Origin of the sequence: Immundisolibacter sp. (genome assembly GCF_041625615.1) — a bacterium.
In the GTDB taxonomy this organism is placed as follows: domain Bacteria; phylum Pseudomonadota; class Gammaproteobacteria; order Immundisolibacterales; family Immundisolibacteraceae; genus Immundisolibacter.
This window is the reverse complement of sequence record NZ_JBFJTF010000041.1, coordinates 1-17,687: the sequence shown is the minus strand read 5'-3', so window position 1 is coordinate 17,687 and position 17,687 is coordinate 1. Positions and strand designations below refer to the sequence as shown.

Genomic DNA, 17,687 nt, shown 5'->3' with positions numbered 1-17,687 from the left:
GACTACCTCCCTCCGGCGGGGGAATACGGCTCGTGATGCGATGCTGCCTGACTTTGGCGCTGGCGCTGCTCGCCGGTGTCGCGCAGGGCGCCCAGCACCTGACGCTGGGCGTGCTGGCAGTGCGCCCTGCGCCGGTGGTGCGGGCCCAGTATCAGCCCCTCGCCGACTACCTGTCGGAGCAGCTCGGTGACACCACCGTGCAGCTGGAGGTGCTGACGCACGACCGGATGCAACAGGCGCTGGCGCAGCACCGGGTCGACCTGGTGCTGACCAATCCCGGCTCCTATCTGTTGCTTCGACGGCGCAGCAGCCTGAGCAGCGTGCTGGCCACGCTGCGTGGCGTGCACGACGACAAGGCAACCACCCATCAGGGCGGCGTCATCATCGTGCGCGCCGGACGCAGCGACATCCGCGCCCTCACAGACCTGCGAGGCCGGCGCGTCGCCGTGCTGGGCCAATGGGCACTCGGGGGCTTTCAGGCACCGATGCGCGAGCTGATCAACGCCGGGCTGAAGATGCCACCGCTGTCGCTGTCCGCCAGCCCCGACACCGACCGGACCGGCGGCCGTCGCGGCAACTCCATCCGGATGGAGATCGTCGACACGTACGACGCCGTGGTGACGGCCGTGCTGGAAGGCTCGGCGGACGCCGGTTTCGTGCGCACCGGCATCCTGGAATCGCTGGTTGACGAGCGGCGCCTGGATGCGGCGCGCCTGGCGGTCATCAACCAGCAGGCACTGGCCGATTTTCCGTTCCCGGTATCGACCCCGCTGTACCCGGAATGGCCGCTGGTGGCCATGCCCCAGGTGGACCAGGACACCGCGCGGCAGCTGACCGCCGCGGCACTCAGACTGGACGCCACGCATCCGGCCGCGCGCGCCGCCGGCATTGCCGGCTTTTCACCGCCGGCCGACTACGTGGCGGTCGAGGAACTCCTGCGCACCCTGCGCCTGCCACCGTACGACCAGCCAGTGGCCCTGACCTGGCACACCCTGTGGGAACGCCACTGGCCAACGCTGCTGGCGCTGGGCATTGCCGGCGCAAGCGTGCTGGCGCTGCTGGCCCTGGCGATCTCGCGTAACCGTGCGCTCAAACGCAGCGGCGAAACCCTCGCTGCCCTGGTCGCCCAGCAACGGGCCTTGCTCACGGCGATGCCGTTTCCGGTGTTCGAGATCGACACCAACGGCCTGGTACAGCGCGTGTGGGCCAGCAGTGACATGAAAACCAGCATCGACCCGCATCACATGGTCGGTCACAAGGTCGACCAACTGGTGCCACCGGAAGTTGCCGAACACGTCATGGGCGCGCTGCAGCAGGCCGCCGAGTGCGGCCTGGTAAGAGGCGTCGAGATCGCGCTCGAAGGCCCCACCGGAACACGTCGGGTCGATCTGTCCGTGAGCGCGGTCACCAGCGCCAACACGACGCCGCGGTTTCTTGTGCTGGCGCGCGACGTCACGGTCGAGCGCGAGAATCAGCGCTGGCTGAACATCGCCGCCAGTGTCTTCACCTTCGCCGGCGAAGGCGTTCTCATCGCCGCCCCCGACGGCCGCATCCTGGCGGTGAACAAGGCGTTCTTGCGCATCATCGGCTACCCGGACGATGCCGACGTGGTTGGGCGTTACACCCATGAGCTGAGCATCGACTACCTGGGCGGCGAGTCGCTGGACAGCCTGCGACGCAGCCTGGACGAACACGGCCACTGGCACGGCGAACTGTGCGGACGACGCGACGACGGCAGCACCTACACGGCGACGCTGAGCGTCAACATCGCGCACGACGCCGACGGCCAGGGCGCGCACCGCATCGCCGTCCTCACCGACATATCGCAGCTGAAGGCACAGCAGGCCCAGCTCGAGCACATCGCCTACCACGACGTGCTGACCGGACTGCCGAACCGCGCGCTGTTCGCGGACCGCCTGCAGCAGGCCATGGCCCACACCGGCCGTCTCGAGACCCAGCTGGCGGTGGCGTACATCGACCTGGACGGCTTCAAGGCCATCAACGACTCCCACGGCCACGCGTTCGGCGACCGGCTCCTGATCAGCATTGCCGAACGGATGAAGGAGGCCATCCGCGAGGGCGACACACTGGCGCGCCTGGGCGGCGACGAATTCGTCGCGGTACTCACGGGCCTGCAGCAGGACACCGACTGCCGGCCAATGATCGAGCGCCTGCTGGCAGCCGCCGCAGCGCCCGTGGTCATGGACGACCGGGTTCTGCACGTCACCGCCAGCATCGGCGTGGCGCTATACCCTCAACCGGAGGCTCTGAGCGCCGATCAGCTGTTGCGTCACGCCGATCACGCCATGTACGAGGCCAAGCAGACCGGCAAGAACCGCTATCACGTGCACGTCCCCGACGATGCGCAGCCGACCCCGCAGATACTGCAGCAGGCCGGCAACGTCACGCCGTATCGACACACCACACGGGGCCCGCACACTCCCATGACGCCCCCCCCATAACCCGCAGTAAGTCCGCGTCTCCGGACAGTCCCGCACCACGTCGCCCGACCCGATCGCCCCGGCATGACCACGCCTTGACACCCGTCAATCCACCGCCGCGACAGCCACACACAATGGCCGCCGTCCGCTTGCATCGGCAAGCCAAGTACGGGATTTCGACATGGGCATCCTGCGTATCGGCAAAGTGGCCATCAACGTCCTGGACCTGGACGAGGCACGCCGCCACTACGGCGACTTCCTGGGTCTGACCGAAACCGCCAGCGCGCCCGGCGAGGCCTTCTTCAAGGGCTGGGACGAGTACGACCACCACAGCGTGATCCTCAGGGAAAGCGACCGCGCCGGCCTCGACCACCTGGCCTTCAAGGTGCGCTTCCCGGACGACCTGGCCCGTATCGAGCGCGTGTGCGAGCAGTTCGGGTTTCCCGTGCCGGGGGTGTCGGCCGGCCGCCGCACCGGCGAGGGCGAGGCACTCGCCACCACCCTGGCGACCGGCCACCGCATCGAGTTCTACCAGCAGATGGAACGGGTCGGCATCGCGGTCGGCGACACCAACCCGGAGCCGTGGCCGGATGACCGCCGCGGCGTCGGCGTGAACCGCTTCGACCACGTGCTGCTGACCGGCGAGGACCTGGAGGGCGTGACGCGGTTTTTCGTGGAAGGACTCGACTTCCACCAGAGCGAGCGCCTCGTCAACAGGGAGGGCGGCCTGCTGGCGACGTTCATGCACGTCACCAACAAGGCGCACGACATCGCCTTCATCAAGGGCCCGAACGGCAAGCTGCACCACGTCGGCTTCTACGTCGAGACCTGGGACGACGTGCTGCGCGCGGCCGACCTGCAGTCGCGCCACCGCGTGCGCACCGAGCTGACGCCGTCCCGTCACGGCCTCACGCGCGGCCTGACCACCTACTTCTTCGACCCATCCGGCAACCGCAACGAGACCTACGCCGGCGGCACCTTCCCCTACTACGACAACGAGGTAGTGACCTGGACCGAGGACGAGGCGGCGCGCGCCATCTTCTTCCACGGCCGGGAAATGATCCCGAGCTTCGGCCAGGCCCTGACCTGAGGCATCCATCGACACCGGTTGACCGGCATCAAGGGTCGGCCGGCACCGGCATGGAATGATTCTCCCGTGCCGGCCCGCAGGAGCCGGCAAGTGTCCACCGCCGCCAGCGGCGGTCTCGTGCATCCCAGGCGGCCGCGCCGCGGTCCAGGGGGTGGGGTGGCGTCCCTGATCTGTGGGGGAGTGGGGACGCCACCTTTTTTATGCTTGCGCCGGTAAGCCCGGCGCCGTCAGCCGCACACCTCGCGGCCGTTCATCCGCTTGCAGCCCGGATGGGCCTGGTCGTCCAGGCGCGGGTCGGGCGCCACCGGCGCCCGCCATCCCGACGGGTGACGGTGACCGATGTACACCCCGTCCGGGGTGCGGATCACCGTGGTCCCGTCCGAGCCGATCACCGCGCCATCCTGGTAGGTATACGTGGTGCCGTCGTCGCACTGCGCGTAACCGCCGGTCACCACGCAGTCATGCGCCCACACCGTCACCGGCAGCACCGCGCCGGCCATCGCAAGCAAACCTGTCAGATACACCGCACGCATGCGCCTGTCCTCCACCCACGCCCGGCCGCTGGCCGGACACACCCGGGAAACTGCGGCGATGGTAGCGCGCACTGGCATCACGGCGCGCCACCGGCAGTATGCTAGACAACGCAATCAGGGATGAGTTGTCGCCGGACATGGCGCGCGGCCCGCGCCGTCGCCAGGCCCGGCACAGTGGGGTGAGCCGCCGCGACACGAGGTTCGGGCCACCGCATCACAAAGAGCCAGCCACAGCCGGCCATCGGAGGAGTCCCATGCCCGAGTCCCGCGGCCCCACCCTGCGCCAGGCGCTGCACCGCACCGCGCGCCACCACGCCGACAGCGAGGCGCTGGTCGACAGCCAGCACCGCTATACCTACCGGCAGATGCTCGAACGCGCCCGGCAGACCGCTTCGCTGCTGTTCCGCCTGGGCGTGCGCAAGGGCGATCGCGTCGCCCTGATGATGCTGCCGTCCACCATCCACCCGATCGCCCTGTACGGCTGCTGGGAACTCGGCGCCGTGCCGGTGGCGCTGCACGTGCGCGAGAAGCTGCCGATCCTGGTCAAGACCATCGAGCGCCTCTCGCCGCGGGCGCTGATCTACGACGGCGCCTTCGCCGGGCAGGTGGCGCAGATCCGCGCCCAGGTGCCGCTGATCACCGGCTACGTGCGCGCCACGAGCGAGGCCACGCCGCCGGAGCATGTCCGCCACGGCGACGAGCCGGTCATCCCGGACGACCTCGACCGCTACCCGCTCGATTTCGAGCCGATGGCGCTGGCCGGCCACGACCTGGCCGCCATCGTGCTCACTTCCGGCACCACCGGCCTCCCCAAGGGCGTGCTGCACACCCACGCCAAGCTGGTGGAAAGCTGCCGCGCCGCGGTGTACCCGTTTGGTCTTACGCCGCACAGCAGCACGCTGAACATGTTCACCACGTCCTTCATGGGCTGGGCCAACCTCGCCCTGCCCTACTTCAACATCGGCGCCCGCCAGGTGTTCCACGACCACTGGGACCCCAAGCGCGTACTGCGAACGGTGGCCGAGGAACGCCTGACCAACCTGCTGCTGGTGCCGACCATGTGGCGCCTGCTGCTGCGCGAGGCGGTGGAAAACTACGACCTGAGTTCGCTGCGTCAGGTCGGCTTCGCCGGCGAGGTGATGGACCTGCCGACGCTGGCGGCCATCCGCCGGCGCATCGCACCGCACGTCATCAACTGCTACTCCACCACCGAAACGGGCGTGTCCGGCGGCACCGCCATGTTCCCCCAGGACCTCGAGCGGGCCGACAAGATCGAGAGCGTCGGCAAGCCCCTGCTGAACTCCGAGGTGCGCGTGGTGGCCATCGGCGGCAGCCCGGACGACGAGCTCCCGCCGGGCGAGGAAGGCGAGATCCTCATCGCCGGTCCGTCGGTGGCACGGGAGTTCTGGTGCGATCCACCGCTGTCGCGGGAGAAGTTCCAGGGCCCCTGGTGGCGCTCGGGGGATCTGGGCAGCTTCGATGCCGACGGCTACCTGTACGTGCGCGGCCGGGTCGACGACATGATCATCTCCGGCGGCATCAACGTCATGCCGGGGCCGGTCGAGAACGTGCTGCTGGCCCACCCCGACGTGGCCGAGGCGGCCGTGGTCGGCCTGCCGGACCCGGACTGGGGCCAGCGCATCGTGGCGTTCGTGGTGCGCAAGGACCCGGCCCTCGACGAGGCGGCGCTCGACAGCCACGTGGCCGACTCGGACCTGCCCGGCTACCAGCGCCCGCGGGCGTACCAATTCCTCGAGGAACTGCCGCGCGGCAACAGCGGCAAGACCAACCGGCGGGCCCTGCGCCAGCTGGCGACCGGCGCCTGACCCACGCACACGACCCCCGGGCATCACCCCGGACATCACAAGGAGAACACGCATGCGCGTCCTGATCACCGGCGGCACCGGCTTCATCGGTGCCGAGGTCGTACGCCAGCTGGTCGCCGAAGGCGGCCATGACATCACCGTGTTTCACGTCAGCGGCTCGCAGCGGCGCCTGGCGGACGTCGCCGACCGGGTCACGCTGATACGGGGCGATGTCGGCAACATCAGCCACGTACTGGATGCGGTCAAGACCGCCCGGCCGCAGGCGATCTTTCACCTCGGCGCCATCCTGTCGACCGCGTCCGATCTCGACCCCTCGGCGGCCATGCACGCCAACGTCAACGGCACCTTCAACGTGCTCGAGGCGGCGCGCATCCTGGACGTGCCGCAGGTGCTGTTCGCCAGCAGCATCGGCACCTACGGCCTTGGCATGACCGGCCCGCACATCGACGACCTCACCGTGCAGCGGCCGCTGTCGTTCTATGGCACGGCCAAGCTGTTCGGCGAGGGCGCCGGCAATTTTTACCGCCACCGCTACGGGCTCGATTTCCGCGGCATCCGCTTTCCCGGCATCTGCGGCCCCGGCGTGCGCACGCCGGGCGCGGCGCAGTTCCATTCCTGGGTGGTCGAGGAATGCGCCAAGGGCCGCCCGTACACCATTGAAGTCGCCCCGCACACGCGGGTGCCCATCGTGTACGTCAGGGACGCCGCCGCCGGCGTGCTGGCGCTCGCGCGCGCGCCACGCGAGCGCCTGGTCCAGTTCAACTACCTGATCAACGGCGTACCGCCGACACCGAGCGCCGAACAGCTAGCGGACGCCGTGCGCGCCCGGGTGCCGGGCGCGCGCATCGACTTCAGGGTCGACCCGCAGCGCCAGGCCTTCATCGACCGGCTGATGAAGCCCGTCGACGACCGGTTCGCGCGCGAGGAATGGGGCTGGAACCCGGCTTACGACACGGATGCCATGCTGGACGACTTCCTGGCCGAGCTCGCCGCCCACCCGCAGCGCTATCCGGATTGAACCGCGATGGCGCCGCGTCAGTGTTGCCCGGCGGGTGCTCCGGGGAAACCGTGTCCGGCCGCCAGCGAGGCGGCGGTGCGCAGGGCCGCCGCCATGCTCTGATGCTGGGCGATGCCCTTGCCGGCGATGTCGTACGCGCTGCCGTGGGGAATCGACAGGTGCACGTACGGCAGGCCGATGTAGATGGAGCAGGCGCCCTCGAACACGGCCGTCTTGACGGCGATCTGCCCCTGGTCGTGGTACATGGACACCACCGCGTCGTGCCGGCCCTCGATACATTGACGAAACACCGCGTCCGGCGACACCGGCCCCCGGGCATCGATGCCGTCGGCGCGGGCCTGTGCGATGGCCGGACGCAGCTGCTCGCGCTCCTCGGGGCCCATGGCGTGCGGGTTCAGCCCTGCCACGGCGATGCGCGGCCTGCGAAGGCCAAACCGTTCGAGCGTGCCGGCCAGCACACGCAGCAGCGTCAGCACGCTCGCCTGCGTCACGGTGGCCGGCACGTCGCGCATCAGCACGTGCTCGGCGATGGGCACCACGCGCAGGCCACCGCTGACGCGCAGCAACCAGCTGCCGGCCGGCTGCAGGTCGTCGAGGTCCTCGAGTCTGCCGGTCAGGCGCAGCGCCGTGCTGTCGATGGGCGCCATGATGGTGGCCTGCACGGTGCCGGCGCGGCCAAGGCGCTCGGCGGTGTCGAGCCAGTGCAGCACCGCCTCGCCGCAGGCGGCCGAGGCCTGTCCGAACACGACGTCGGCGGGGTCGAGCGCAAACGCGTCCAGCACGTCGATGACGCCCGGCTCGAACCGCGCGGCGGCGGCGGTGTCCACCGCGCGCAGCGCGATGTCGATGCCACAGGCGGCACGGGTTTTTTCCAGCGCCGCCCGGCTGCCGATCAGCAGCGTCCGGGCGTCACGCCGTCCCTGCCCATCGGCCAGCGCCTTGAGCACCACCTCGGGCCCGATGCCGCACGGGTCGCCGATCACCGTCGCCACTACCGGTGTCATGCCCCCTCCTCGTTCGTTCTTTCAGGACGCCGTCGCCAGGCGCGGCCCGGCAGCCCCTAAAGATACCCGTAGCGGCGCAGGCCCCGGTAACTGCGCACGGTCACCGCCCACCGGCTCAGGGCCGGCATGGCGCGTCGCCATTCCAGATCGGCCGTGACCGCCAGTTCGCCGTGGTTGAAGCGCATGGGATTGCCGGACACCGAATGGCCCGGCCGTACCTGGGCCACCCCGTCGCGCACGAAATCCAGGGCCGCGTCGCCGACGACAGGCAGCTCCAGCCACTCGATCATCCCGCGCAGCGTGGCCTGCGGGTCGGTCGCCAGGTCCTCGTAACGCAGCTGCCGCCAGGGCCGGCCCAGCTGTGCCCTGGCCTGTTCCGCCAGGCGCTGGGTGGCGTTCCAGCTGCCGGCGCTGTCCCAGGCCGAACGGCGTGCCATGTAGGCCGGGCGCCAGTGAATTTCCGGCCGCCGACGGCGCCGCCCCTTGGAGTGCGCCACCGCCCGCGCGTCGCGCACCAGATGCACATAACGGGTGTCGACGCCGGGCAGCCCGGCCAGCTGCGCCGCGTACGCCGGGTCCTTGGACGAGTCGACCAGCCAACGGGCACCGCCGACCTCGGCGATGGCCCGGAACAGCGCGCCCCACAGAGCGAGAAAGGCCTGGTGCTGGGCCGCTGGCGGGGTGCCAAGACCGGCCTTGTAGACGCTGCGACTGAGCACGTCCGCGGCGTTGGCGCCGGCGGCGTCGGTACCGGATTCCAGGCGTTGCAGCACGGCGCTCCAGAACGGGCAGTCGTGGAACACCTGGCCGCAACTGCACAGCTGGTTCTCGACCACCCCGCGCTGCCAGACGCGCATCAGCTCGCCGACCGACAGCATGCCCGGCAGCTCGTTCAGCAGGCGCTCGAGCAGCGTGCTGCCGCTGCGACTGGCGCCGACCACGAACACGATGCCGGTCATCCCTCGCCACCGACGCCGGGCTTGGTGACCAGCACATCTTCCATGATCAGGTACTCGAGGTCGCAGCCGAAGAACATGTCGAGCGCGTCCCTGGGCGAGCACACCATCGGCTCGCCGCGCCGGTTCAGCGACGTGTTCAGCAGCACGGCATTGCCGGTGCGCTCGGCCATCGCATCCAGCAGCGCGTGGTAGCGCGGGTTGGTGTCGGCGCTGACGATCTGCACCCGCGCGGTGCCGTCCTCGTGCACCACTTCCGGGATGCGCGCCTTCCACTGCGGCGCCACGTCGAAGGTGAACGTCATGTACGGCGCCGGATGGTCGGTGCCGATGATGTCCGCCGCCACCCGGTCCGACACCGACGGGCAGAACGGGCGCCAGCGTTCACGGTACTTGATCTGCGCGTTGATACGCTCGGCAACGCCCGGAAACGACGGATTGCCGAGGATGCTGCGGTTGCCCAGCGCGCGCGGGCCGAATTCCATGCGCCCCTGCAGCCAGGCCAGCGGATTGCCGGCGGCCAGAATGTCCGCCGCGGTGGTGACCGTGTCGTCGAGACGGCGGTAGTGAGGCCGGGACGGATGCGCGGCGCAGGCGGCAAGGCACTCGTCGGTGCTGTAGGCGGGCCCCAGGTACGCGTGACGCATGGGCTGCACGGTGTCACCGGCGCCGGCGGCAACGTAGGTGGCCGCGCCCAGCGCGGTGCCGGCATCGCCCGCCGCGGGCTGCACGAACAGCCGCTGCACGTCGGGCAGGGCCATCAGGCGCTGGTTGAGCTTCACGTTCAGCGCCACGCCGCCGGCATAGGCCAGCGTGCCGCCCTGCGCCAATGTCGGGCCAAGGTGCGTCTCGACCAGCCGCAGCACGGTGTCTTCGAGCAGCTTCTGTACGGCCGCGGCGTAATGGATGTACGGCTCGTCGATGGCGTCGCCCTCGCGCGGCGGCCCCAGCCAGTCGACCAGCCTCGGACTGAAGAAATAGCCCTTGCCGGCGCGCTTGTAACGGCGCAGGCCGACCACGTTGACCAGCCGGTTGTTGACCCGCAGCCGCCGCCCGTCGCTGCGCAGCAGGCGCGACAGGTCGAAGCGTTCCGGGTCGCCGTACGGCGCCATGCCCATCACCTTGAACTCGCCGTCCAGCATCTCGAAACCGAGGTACTCGGTGATGGCGCCGTACAGGCCGCCGAGCGAATCGGGCTCGTAGAACTCGGCAAGCGTGTGGATGCGCCCGGCCTCGCCGTAGCCGAAGAACGTGGTCGCGTACTCGCCGCGACCGTCGATGCCGAGAATCGCCACCTTCCCGTCGAAACCGGACAGGTGATAGGCGCTCGACGCATGCGTGAGGTGATGCTCCACCGGCACGAAGCGCGCGCCGGCATTCTCGAAACCGAGCCCGCCCAGCATGGCCAGCGCCCGGCGACGGTTGCGCGTGAACCGCCGGTTGCCGGCAAACAGTGCGGTCAGGGCCCGGTCCGGCGCGTACCAGTGACGTGCGGCGTAGTGCCAGCGCGCCGGCGAGCCCAGGCCGATGGGCGCGTACGGGTAGGCGACAGCGTCCACCTGCTCGGGCCGGATGCCGGCCTGGCGCAGGCAGAAAAGCGCCGCTTCGGCCGGCTGACGGCCCTTGGCGTGCTTGTCGCGAATGAACCGCTCTTCCTCGGCCGCCGCCACCAGCTCGCCGTCGACCAGCAGCGCGGCGGACGCGTCGTGGCTGACCGCGCCGGACAGTCCAAGGACGATCATCGCGCCAGCCCCGCGTCGGCCAGCGCCCGGTCCAGCGCCGCCAGCAGGTCGGCATCGTCGTTCCAGTTGGCGCGCAGTCGCGCCAGGTCGCGCGCGAAGGCACGCTCAAACGCGGCCCGCCGACGGTGGCGGCGCAGGGCGTCCAGGTCCAGCAGCATCAATTGATCTTCCGGGTCGACCAGCAGGTTGGTGGCTTTGAGGTCGCCATGCGTCAGACGCAGGCGTTCCAGGATGGCCAGCAGCGCACACAGGCGCGCCAGCAACCGCGCGCGGCGGGCCGCGTCGGCCGCCGGCAGCACCGTGCCCAGGGTCTCCCCTGCCACGGCTTCACTCAGATAGTAGGCGCGTCCGCGCAGCGGCCCGAACCGGCATTCCAGCAGCGCCACCGGCGGCGGCGTGGGAACACCCCACAACGTCAGGCGGTGCGCGTTGCGCCAGCTGTGCCAGGCCCGGCTGGGACGCCAGAAGCGTCGCAGGCGGTGCGCCAGGCTCTTCAGATTGTAGCGTTTGACGACCACAGGCCGGCCGTCGACCGACAGCCGCACCACGCTGGCACTGTTGCCGCGCTTGAGCCACTGCGAGTCCGGCGCGGCCAGCGCGGCGTCAGGATCGGCCAGCACGGCGCGCAGCGCCGGCGTGTCGGCAGGCCGTGTCACGGCGACGAAACGGCGCCAGCCCGGCGTCACCGCCACCGCACCGCAACTGCGCAGCACCTTGGTCAGCAGGCGCTGCTCGCGCCGGCGCCGGGCCTGCGCCACGGCGCGCGACAGCGCCGGCGCATCGCCGGGCAGGCGGCCGTCGGCCCGCGCCGTGCAGTAGGCCTACCACGGCGGCGTGGCACCGCCCGGCGGCCACTGCGCCAGCCAGACGGCCAGGTTGCGCCGCGCCCGCCCGGTCTGCAGCGGTGCGGCATGGGCGCGTATGCCGGCACCGTCGAGCGTCCAGGCCACGTCCCCGTCGACCAGAAAGTTCGCCAGGTGCGCATCGGTCTGTTCGATGCCGGCCGCATGCTGCGCCGCCACCGCGCGCAACACCGGCGCGCGGGCCGCCTCGCCCAGGCGGTCGGCCGGCGTGCCGTCGAGCGCGGCGGTCAGCACCAGCCAGCCGGCCGGCGCGTCGACCGGTCCCGCGTACAGCAGCTGCGGCGCGGCAACGCCGCGCCCGTGCAGCGCCATCAGCCCGGCACGCTCGCGCTCGAAATGCCGCTGCCCGCCCCGACAGCGCAGGAACAGCTTGGCCACCACCGCCCGCCGGTCGCCCTCGAGGACCCCGGCCAGGGTCCAGCGCCGACCCGGCAGCAGGCGCAGCGCACGCTCGCAGCGCAGCCCGCCCAGGCCGGGCAGCGCGATGTGCAGCGGCAGCGCGGGCAGGTCGCTCACAGCGGCACCGGCAGGCGCGGCCGGCGCCCATGCGCCTTGTGGTACAGGAACGCCGCCTGCCGGCTCACCGCGCGCCACAGCGGGCGGCGCAGCTGCTCGCGCAGGGGCGTGGCGCCATAGCGGCGCATGAAGCGGAAACAGTCGCGGCGCGTCAGTCCGGCGTCGAGCGCCGAGAAGTACAGACCGGCCAGGTCCTTGACCTGCCAGCGCCGTGGCGTGTGCCGGCGCTGCTGTACCCGGTGCAGGTCGATCAGGTGCAGGTCGAGCCGCCCGCCGGGCTGCGTCAGGCCCGGACTGTCGCGCCGCAGCAGGAAATGACACAGGTAGAAATCGCGATGATTCACCCCGTGCGCGTGCAGGCAGCGCGCAGTGTCGGCCAGCTGTTGCAGTAACTGGCGCTTGAGCACCAGCTGCCCGGCTGTCCAGTGCCGGCGCTGCCCCCAGCCGGCGCAAAAATCCTCCAGGCTCACCGTGTCGTCGAGCGCCCGGGTGAGCACGAACGACTGGCGGCGTGCCGGATTGCGCCCGCGCTCGCCCCAGCCGGCGCAGTGCATGGTGGGCACGTTCAGCCGTTCCAGCCGGGCGATGGCGCGCGCCTCGGTGGCGGCACCCAGCACCGGCAGGCGCAGTTGCAGCAGGTTCTTGAAGATCTCGCGCCAGCCGACGCCGTGGTGACGCTTCAGGAAGTACGCCTGGCCACCGATCTGGACCCGCAGCGTCTGACGACCCGGGCCGCGGCGGTAGCTCTCGCCGGACAGATTCATCAGCGCGTCGAAGGCATCGGCACCCAGCACCTGGCGCAGCGACGGCTCCAGGTACAGCGTCACGACGACAGCACCTGCTCGATGACATCCGCCGCCCGCGCGTGCAGGTGCCACAGGTCCTGCGCCTGCCCGTAGGCGATGCCGGCGTCACGCCAGGCGGCGCGCACCGCGCCACCGAGCGCCTGCGCCAGCGCGACATCGAAGGCGCGCTGGGAAAACGGCTCGTCCAGCACCCGGCCACAACCGCTGGCGGTCACGTGCTCGGCATAGCCGCAGGCCCCGCTCGCCAGCACCGGGAGCCCCGCCACCACCGCCTCGATCAGCACCGCGCCGGTGTTCTCGTAGCGCGCCGGATGCACGAACAGGTCCGCCCCCTGCAGGAAGCGCGGCACATCGTCGCGGCCGGGCAGGATGGTGAAGCGGTCGGCCACCCCCAGCCGCCGCGCCAGGCGCAGATACCCGGCCGGCTTGTCACGGCCGATGGCGATCAGCCGGGTGCGGGCGCGCAGGTCGGCCGGCAGGGCCGCCAGCGCACGCACGCTGCGGTCCAGTCCCTTCATTCGAAAGCCGGACCCGACCGCCAGCAACAGCAGTTCGTCCTCGCCGATGCCGAACTCGGCCCGCAGATCGGCGCGCAGCGCGGCCGCGTCCGGACCGGCGCGCCGGTCCGGCGTGATGCCCGGCGGCAGGTGATGGAAGCGCTGCGCGGGCGTGCCCCAGGCGGCCTGGTAGCGCCGTGCCTCGCCCGCCGAGATGGCCAGGATGTGCGTGCGCGCGGCCGGGCCGAACACCGCCCCCTCGGCCGCCAGAAAGGCGCGGTAGCGCGGTGACAGGCGGTGCCAGAACGCCCGCTGCGCCATGCGCGCCGCAAAGCAGCTGTCGGCCGCGTAGTAGACATCCAGACCCGGCATGCGATTGAAGCCGACCCGGCCATCGAACCCGCGCGCGGCCTCGGCAAGGGCCTGGGCGAAACGCGCGTAACGGCGGTGGTTGCTCAGCCCGCGCTCAGGCAGCAGGTGCACCGGCAGCTGCGGGTCGCGCGGCCCGTGCCACTCGAGGGCAAAGAACTCGACACGATGACCACGCGCCAGCAGCAGCCGGGCGATGCGCAGCGCGTCGCGCTGCATGCCGCCGTACGGGAAATACTTGAACAGGCAAAAGGCAATCTTCATGCCGCCAGCCGCAGCGCCTCCAGCTGCGCCCATACCGTATCCGCGTCAAGCTGGCCGTAACAGGGCGGATGCACCGGCCCCTCGGGCGCGAAGCGGCAGGTGCGCCGCAGGCACGGCGCACACGGGTAGCGCGCCTGGGCGCGCTGCTGGCGCTGACCCCAGGTGCCGGTCAGCTGCGGGTCGGTGGCACCGTACAGGGACAGTGTCGGCACGCCCAGCGCGCAGGCCAGGTGCGTCGGACCGCTGTCCACGCCCACCACGCCATGCGCCGCCGCCAGCGTGGCGGCCAGCTGCGCCAGGCCCAGCGGCGGCAGCACCCGGGCATGGCTAAAGCCGGTCGCCAGCGCCTGCGCCCGCTGCCGCTCGGCGGCGTCACCGTACGGCAGCAGCACCTCCAGTCCGGCCTGCCCGGCGCGGGCGATCAGTGTCCGCCAGTGACTTTCCGGCCACAGCTTGCTGGGCCAGGTGCTGCCGTGCAGGAACACCAGGTACGCGCCCTGCTGCGGCGGCTCGGGCAGGCGGGCGCGGTCGATGCCGTAGTCGGGCGGGACGGTCGCCACCGGATAGCCCAGCGCGCCGGCGAACAGCGCGCGCAGGCGCTCGACGGCATGCTGGCGCCGGTCCACCGGCACGGCGCGGTCGTAGACGAAGCTTGCCAGGCCCTCGCGGGCACTGCGCCGGTCGAAGCCGACCCGCGGCCCGCGCGCCAGCAGGGTGACCGGCGCGGTCTTCAGCAGGCCCTGGGCGTCGAGCACGCAGTCGTAGCGCTGCGCGCGCAGGCGGCGCCGAAAGGCTGCCAGTTCGCCGCTGCGCCAGGCTGCCAGCGGCGTGCGGCGCCAGCGGCGGATGGCCACCGGCAGCACGGCCGTCACCGCCGGGTGCCAGGTCGGAACGTCGGCGTAGGCCTCCTCCACCACCCAGTGACACTCCAGCGCCGGCACCCGTGCCTTGGCCTCGGTCAGCGCCGGCAGCGCGTGCAGCACGTCACCGAACGACGAGGTCTTGACCAGCAGCAGCTTCATGCCCGCAGCGCCCCCGCGGCGTCGAGAACCTGCCCGGGGGACAGGTCGTTCAGGCACTTAAGATGCCCCAGCGGGCACTCGCGCTTGAAACACGGACTGCACGGCAGGCGCAGGGTAAGCACCCGCGCCCGCTCGGACAGGGGCGGCGTGAAGCCCGGATCGGACGAACCGTACACCGCCACCAGCGGCCGCCCGAAGGCCGCCGCGACGTGCATCAGGCCGCTGTCGTTACTGATCACCAGATCGGCGGCGGCGATCAGGTCGCAGGCCTGGCCAAGGTCCGTACGACCGGCCAGATCGACGCACCCGTCGGCCAGCGCGGCGATGGCGGCGGTGACCGGCGCGTCCTTGGCCGAACCGACCAGCCACACCCGCCAGCCGGCACCCAGGTAATGGCGCGCCACGGTGGCGAAATGCTCGGCCGGCCAGCGCTTGGCCGGGCCGTACTCGGCGCCCGGACACAGCACCAGCGTCGGCGCCGACGGCGCATCCACACCCAGCGTCGCCAGCGTGGCGGATACCGTGGCGGCCTCGCTGCGCAGCCGCGGCACCAGCCGCGCCGGCGGCGGCGTGCCGGGTGCCGCGCCGAGCGCCCAGAAGCGCTGCACGGTCATCGGCAAGGCGCGCTTGTCGAGACGGCGGATGTCGTTGAGCAGACCGAAGCGCAGCTCGCGCACGAAACCCGTGCGCCGCGGGATACCGGCAAAGAACGGCACCAGCGCCGATTTCCACGACCCCGGCAGCACAATGGCCTCGGTGTAGCCGCCGCGCAGCGCGCGGCCGATGCGCTGGCGCTGACCCAGCGCCAGCGCACCGTGACCGATGGGCAGATCGATGGCGCGGCGCACCTGCGCCATGCGCGCCAGCAGCGCGCGCGACCAGGCCGGTGCCAGCACGTCGATGGCGCGGTCCGGCCGGCGTTCCTTGAGCAAGGCCAGCAGCGGCTCGATCATCACCATGTCGCCGACCCAGGACGGGCCGACGACCAGTACCGCCTCGGCGCCGTCGTCAGGCAGCAGCGTCGCCAGCCTCGCGCACCAGGATGAAAACGGCGCCGCAGTAGGGGCACTTTTCCTCGCCGGTCTCGGCGATCGGCAGGAACACCCGCGGGTGGGAATTCCACTTGCTCATGCCCGGCATCGGGCACGACAGCGGCAGATCCGCGTCGGTGACCTGGTAACGGTTTTCGGCGTTGGCGGGAATCTCGCGTGTCATGGCAGCCTCGCAGGCACGGTCACTGAATTGTGGTCAGCCAGTCGAGGTGGCCGTCGTGCTGACCGTGGACGGTGGCGAAGTAGCGCTCCTGCAGGGCGCGGGTGATCGGCCCGGGCTTGCCCTCGCCGATCAGGCGATCGTCCACGGAGCGAATCGGCGTCACCTCGGCGGCGGTGCCGGTGAAGAACGCCTCGTCGGCGACGTACACCTCGTCGCGGGTGATGCGCTTCTCGACCACTTCGTAGCCGGCTTCCGCGGCCAGCGTCATCACCGTGTCGCGGGTGATGCCGGCCAGCGCCGAGGTGATGTCCGGCGTGTAGATCACGCCCTTGCGGATGACGAACACGTTCTCGCCGCTGCCCTCGGCAACGAAGCCGTCCACGTCCAGCACCAGCGCCTCGTCGTAGCCGCAGGCCTGGGCCTCGCGCAGCGCCAGCATGGAGTTGATGTAGTTGCCGGTGGCCTTGGTGCGGCACATGGTGACGTTCACGTGGTGCCGCGCGTAGGACGAGGTACGCAGGCGCACGCCGCGCTCGAGCGCGCCGTCGCCCAGGTACTCACCCCACTTCCAGGCCGCGACGATGACGTGCACGGTCAGGTTCGGCGCGCTCACGCCCATGGCCTCGGAGCCGTAGAACGCCAGCGGACGCACGTAGCCGTCCTCCAGCCTGTTCTCGCGAATGGCCGCCACGCAGGCGTCGGCGATCTGCTGCTGGGTGAACGGAATGTGCATCTGCAGGATGTGCGCCGAGGCGAACATCCGCTCGACGTGCTCGGGCATGCGAAACAGCGCCGGGCCGCGGTCCGTCTTGTAGGCGCGCATGCCCTCGAATACGCCCATGCCGTAATGCAGGGAATGGGTCAGCACGTGCACCTTGGCCTCGCGCCAGGGGACCATTTCCCCGTCGACCCAGATGACGCCGTCCCGATCTTCCATGCCCATGGCACGAGTCTCCGCTTGTAATCAGTCGTTTCGCCAGACAAAAAACGCCGCCCGGTCAGGGACCGGCGGCGGCCGGCAAGTGTACACGCTGACCGGCCGGCGCTGTCGCCCCCGCTGCCGGGTCCATGGGTAAACTGCCGCAGTTTTTGTCGCCATCCAAGGGAAGCTGCGCCGCCATGTTCTACAAGCTCGTCGCCGTCACGCTGTTCGTGTCGTTCATTGCCATGTCGACCTCGGGCCTTTTGATGTTTGTCATCGAAAGGCCCTCGTTCACCATCCAGATGCACCCGGTGCACAAGCTGTTCGGCCTGGTCATGGTGGCGGCCATGGTGGCGCACATCGCGCTCAACTTCCGGGCGCTGCGCGCCTATGTGCGCACCCGCGCGGTGGCCATCACCGGCGGTGTGCTGGTGGCGCTGCTGGTGGTGCTGTACGCGGTGGCCATCAATAACCAGCTGCCGCCCGAAATCGCCGAGCCGCTGGACGCGCTGGGCGCGCAGGCGGAATAACAGCGACAGACCGCGCCGGCGGTGCCCGCGCCACACGCGTGCACACGCACCGGCGCGGAATCGCCGCGGGGGG

General features: G+C 70.8%; 17 protein-coding genes. 5 read left to right on the top strand and 12 right to left on the bottom strand.

The window, feature by feature from the left end:
* The first annotated feature begins 35 nt into the window (after positions 1-35).
* Both ABYX71_RS05045 and ABYX71_RS05040 read left to right on the top strand, forming a co-directional pair.
* Complete coding sequence (locus tag ABYX71_RS05045) at positions 36-2,462, top strand: diguanylate cyclase domain-containing protein (protein ID WP_372695413.1); 2,427 nt, start codon at positions 36-38, stop codon at positions 2,460-2,462.
* A 160-nt stretch (positions 2,463-2,622) separates the two neighbouring features.
* Positions 2,623-3,531 carry a catechol 2,3-dioxygenase gene (locus ABYX71_RS05040; RefSeq protein WP_372695412.1) on the top strand — a complete coding sequence of 303 codons (909 nt, stop codon included), beginning with the start codon at positions 2,623-2,625 and terminating at the stop codon, positions 3,529-3,531.
* A gap of 227 nt (positions 3,532-3,758) precedes the next feature.
* Here ABYX71_RS05040 and ABYX71_RS05035 read toward each other — a convergent pair whose 3' ends face one another.
* Positions 3,759-4,064, bottom strand: a complete 306-nt coding sequence (locus ABYX71_RS05035) for a hypothetical protein (protein ID WP_372695411.1) — start codon at positions 4,062-4,064, stop codon at positions 3,759-3,761.
* A gap of 254 nt (positions 4,065-4,318) precedes the next feature.
* Between ABYX71_RS05035 and ABYX71_RS05030 the strand changes: the two genes are divergently transcribed.
* Entirely contained in the window at positions 4,319-5,890 is a 1,572-nt protein-coding gene (locus ABYX71_RS05030; RefSeq protein WP_372695410.1) for a class I adenylate-forming enzyme family protein, read from the top strand.
* A gap of 52 nt (positions 5,891-5,942) precedes the next feature.
* A complete protein-coding gene (locus ABYX71_RS05025) occupies positions 5,943-6,908 on the top strand; it encodes an NAD-dependent epimerase/dehydratase family protein (protein WP_372695409.1) in 966 nt (321 codons plus the stop codon).
* 17 nt (positions 6,909-6,925) lie between these two features.
* Here the strand turns inward: ABYX71_RS05025 and ABYX71_RS05020 are convergent, their stop codons facing one another.
* The 11 genes from ABYX71_RS05020 to ABYX71_RS04970 all read right to left on the bottom strand — a co-directional run bounded on the left by ABYX71_RS05020 (position 6,926) and on the right by ABYX71_RS04970 (position 17,105).
* Positions 6,926-7,912, bottom strand: coding sequence for a PdxA family protein (locus ABYX71_RS05020; RefSeq protein WP_372695408.1), 987 nt, complete (start codon positions 7,910-7,912; stop codon positions 6,926-6,928).
* A gap of 56 nt (positions 7,913-7,968) precedes the next feature.
* Positions 7,969-8,871, bottom strand: a complete 903-nt coding sequence (locus ABYX71_RS05015; RefSeq protein ID WP_372695407.1) for a sulfotransferase — start codon at positions 8,869-8,871, stop codon at positions 7,969-7,971.
* The gene (locus ABYX71_RS05010; protein WP_372695406.1) at positions 8,868-10,610 is read right to left on the bottom strand and encodes a carbamoyltransferase; all 1,743 of its coding nucleotides are present in this window, start codon (positions 10,608-10,610) and stop codon (positions 8,868-8,870) included. The genes ABYX71_RS05015 and ABYX71_RS05010 overlap by 4 nt, the downstream gene beginning before the upstream one ends.
* On the bottom strand, positions 10,607-11,368 hold the full coding sequence (locus ABYX71_RS05005; RefSeq protein WP_372695405.1) for a lipopolysaccharide kinase InaA family protein: 762 nt from the start codon (positions 11,366-11,368) through the stop codon (positions 10,607-10,609). Before ABYX71_RS05005 ends, ABYX71_RS05010 begins: the two co-directional genes overlap by 4 nt.
* 63 nt (positions 11,369-11,431) lie before the next feature.
* Complete coding sequence (locus tag ABYX71_RS05000; RefSeq protein ID WP_372695404.1) at positions 11,432-11,989, bottom strand: hypothetical protein; 558 nt, start codon at positions 11,987-11,989, stop codon at positions 11,432-11,434.
* Positions 11,986-12,816: a lipopolysaccharide core heptose(I) kinase RfaP gene (gene rfaP / locus ABYX71_RS04995; protein ID WP_372695403.1), complete on the bottom strand. Its 831-nt coding sequence runs from the start codon at positions 12,814-12,816 to the stop codon at positions 11,986-11,988. The genes ABYX71_RS05000 and rfaP overlap by 4 nt, the downstream gene beginning before the upstream one ends.
* Positions 12,813-13,925, bottom strand: a complete 1,113-nt coding sequence (locus ABYX71_RS04990; RefSeq protein ID WP_372695402.1) for a glycosyltransferase family 4 protein — start codon at positions 13,923-13,925, stop codon at positions 12,813-12,815. The genes rfaP and ABYX71_RS04990 overlap by 4 nt, the downstream gene beginning before the upstream one ends.
* Complete coding sequence (gene waaC / locus ABYX71_RS04985; RefSeq protein ID WP_372695401.1) at positions 13,922-14,947, bottom strand: lipopolysaccharide heptosyltransferase I; 1,026 nt, start codon at positions 14,945-14,947, stop codon at positions 13,922-13,924. The genes ABYX71_RS04990 and waaC overlap by 4 nt, the downstream gene beginning before the upstream one ends.
* The gene (gene waaF / locus ABYX71_RS04980; RefSeq protein ID WP_372695414.1) at positions 14,944-15,966 is read right to left on the bottom strand and encodes a lipopolysaccharide heptosyltransferase II; all 1,023 of its coding nucleotides are present in this window, start codon (positions 15,964-15,966) and stop codon (positions 14,944-14,946) included. The genes waaC and waaF overlap by 4 nt, the downstream gene beginning before the upstream one ends.
* Positions 15,956-16,162 carry a zinc-finger domain-containing protein gene (locus ABYX71_RS04975; RefSeq protein ID WP_372695400.1) on the bottom strand — a complete coding sequence of 69 codons (207 nt, stop codon included), beginning with the start codon at positions 16,160-16,162 and terminating at the stop codon, positions 15,956-15,958. Before ABYX71_RS04975 ends, waaF begins: the two co-directional genes overlap by 11 nt.
* A 19-nt stretch (positions 16,163-16,181) precedes the next feature.
* A complete protein-coding gene (locus ABYX71_RS04970; RefSeq protein WP_372695399.1) occupies positions 16,182-17,105 on the bottom strand; it encodes a branched-chain amino acid transaminase in 924 nt (307 codons plus the stop codon).
* Positions 17,106-17,281: 176 nt separating this feature from the next.
* Between ABYX71_RS04970 and ABYX71_RS04965 the strand changes: the two genes are divergently transcribed.
* Complete coding sequence (locus ABYX71_RS04965; RefSeq protein WP_372695398.1) at positions 17,282-17,614, top strand: DUF4405 domain-containing protein; 333 nt, start codon at positions 17,282-17,284, stop codon at positions 17,612-17,614.
* The last annotated feature ends 73 nt before the right edge of the window (positions 17,615-17,687 follow it).

Bases quoted from the DNA above. Each gene is read 5' to 3' on its own strand.
- ABYX71_RS05045 (WP_372695413.1), top strand. From the start codon at position 36: ATGCGATGCTGCCTGACTTTGGCGCTGGCGCTGCTCGCCGGTGTCGCG.
- ABYX71_RS05040 (WP_372695412.1), top strand. From the start codon at position 2,623: ATGGGCATCCTGCGTATCGGCAAAGTGGCCATCAACGTCCTGGACCTG.
- ABYX71_RS05035 (WP_372695411.1), bottom strand. From the start codon at position 4,064: ATGCGTGCGGTGTATCTGACAGGTTTGCTTGCGATGGCCGGCGCGGTG.
- ABYX71_RS05030 (WP_372695410.1), top strand. From the start codon at position 4,319: ATGCCCGAGTCCCGCGGCCCCACCCTGCGCCAGGCGCTGCACCGCACC.
- ABYX71_RS05025 (WP_372695409.1), top strand. From the start codon at position 5,943: ATGCGCGTCCTGATCACCGGCGGCACCGGCTTCATCGGTGCCGAGGTC.
- ABYX71_RS05020 (WP_372695408.1), bottom strand. From the start codon at position 7,912: ATGACACCGGTAGTGGCGACGGTGATCGGCGACCCGTGCGGCATCGGG.
- ABYX71_RS05015 (WP_372695407.1), bottom strand. From the start codon at position 8,871: ATGACCGGCATCGTGTTCGTGGTCGGCGCCAGTCGCAGCGGCAGCACG.
- ABYX71_RS05010 (WP_372695406.1), bottom strand. From the start codon at position 10,610: ATGATCGTCCTTGGACTGTCCGGCGCGGTCAGCCACGACGCGTCCGCC.
- ABYX71_RS04990 (WP_372695402.1), bottom strand. From the start codon at position 13,925: ATGAAGATTGCCTTTTGCCTGTTCAAGTATTTCCCGTACGGCGGCATG.
- waaC (WP_372695401.1), bottom strand. From the start codon at position 14,947: ATGAAGCTGCTGCTGGTCAAGACCTCGTCGTTCGGTGACGTGCTGCAC.
- ABYX71_RS04975 (WP_372695400.1), bottom strand. From the start codon at position 16,162: ATGACACGCGAGATTCCCGCCAACGCCGAAAACCGTTACCAGGTCACC.
- ABYX71_RS04970 (WP_372695399.1), bottom strand. From the start codon at position 17,105: ATGGGCATGGAAGATCGGGACGGCGTCATCTGGGTCGACGGGGAAATG.
- ABYX71_RS04965 (WP_372695398.1), top strand. From the start codon at position 17,282: ATGTTCTACAAGCTCGTCGCCGTCACGCTGTTCGTGTCGTTCATTGCC.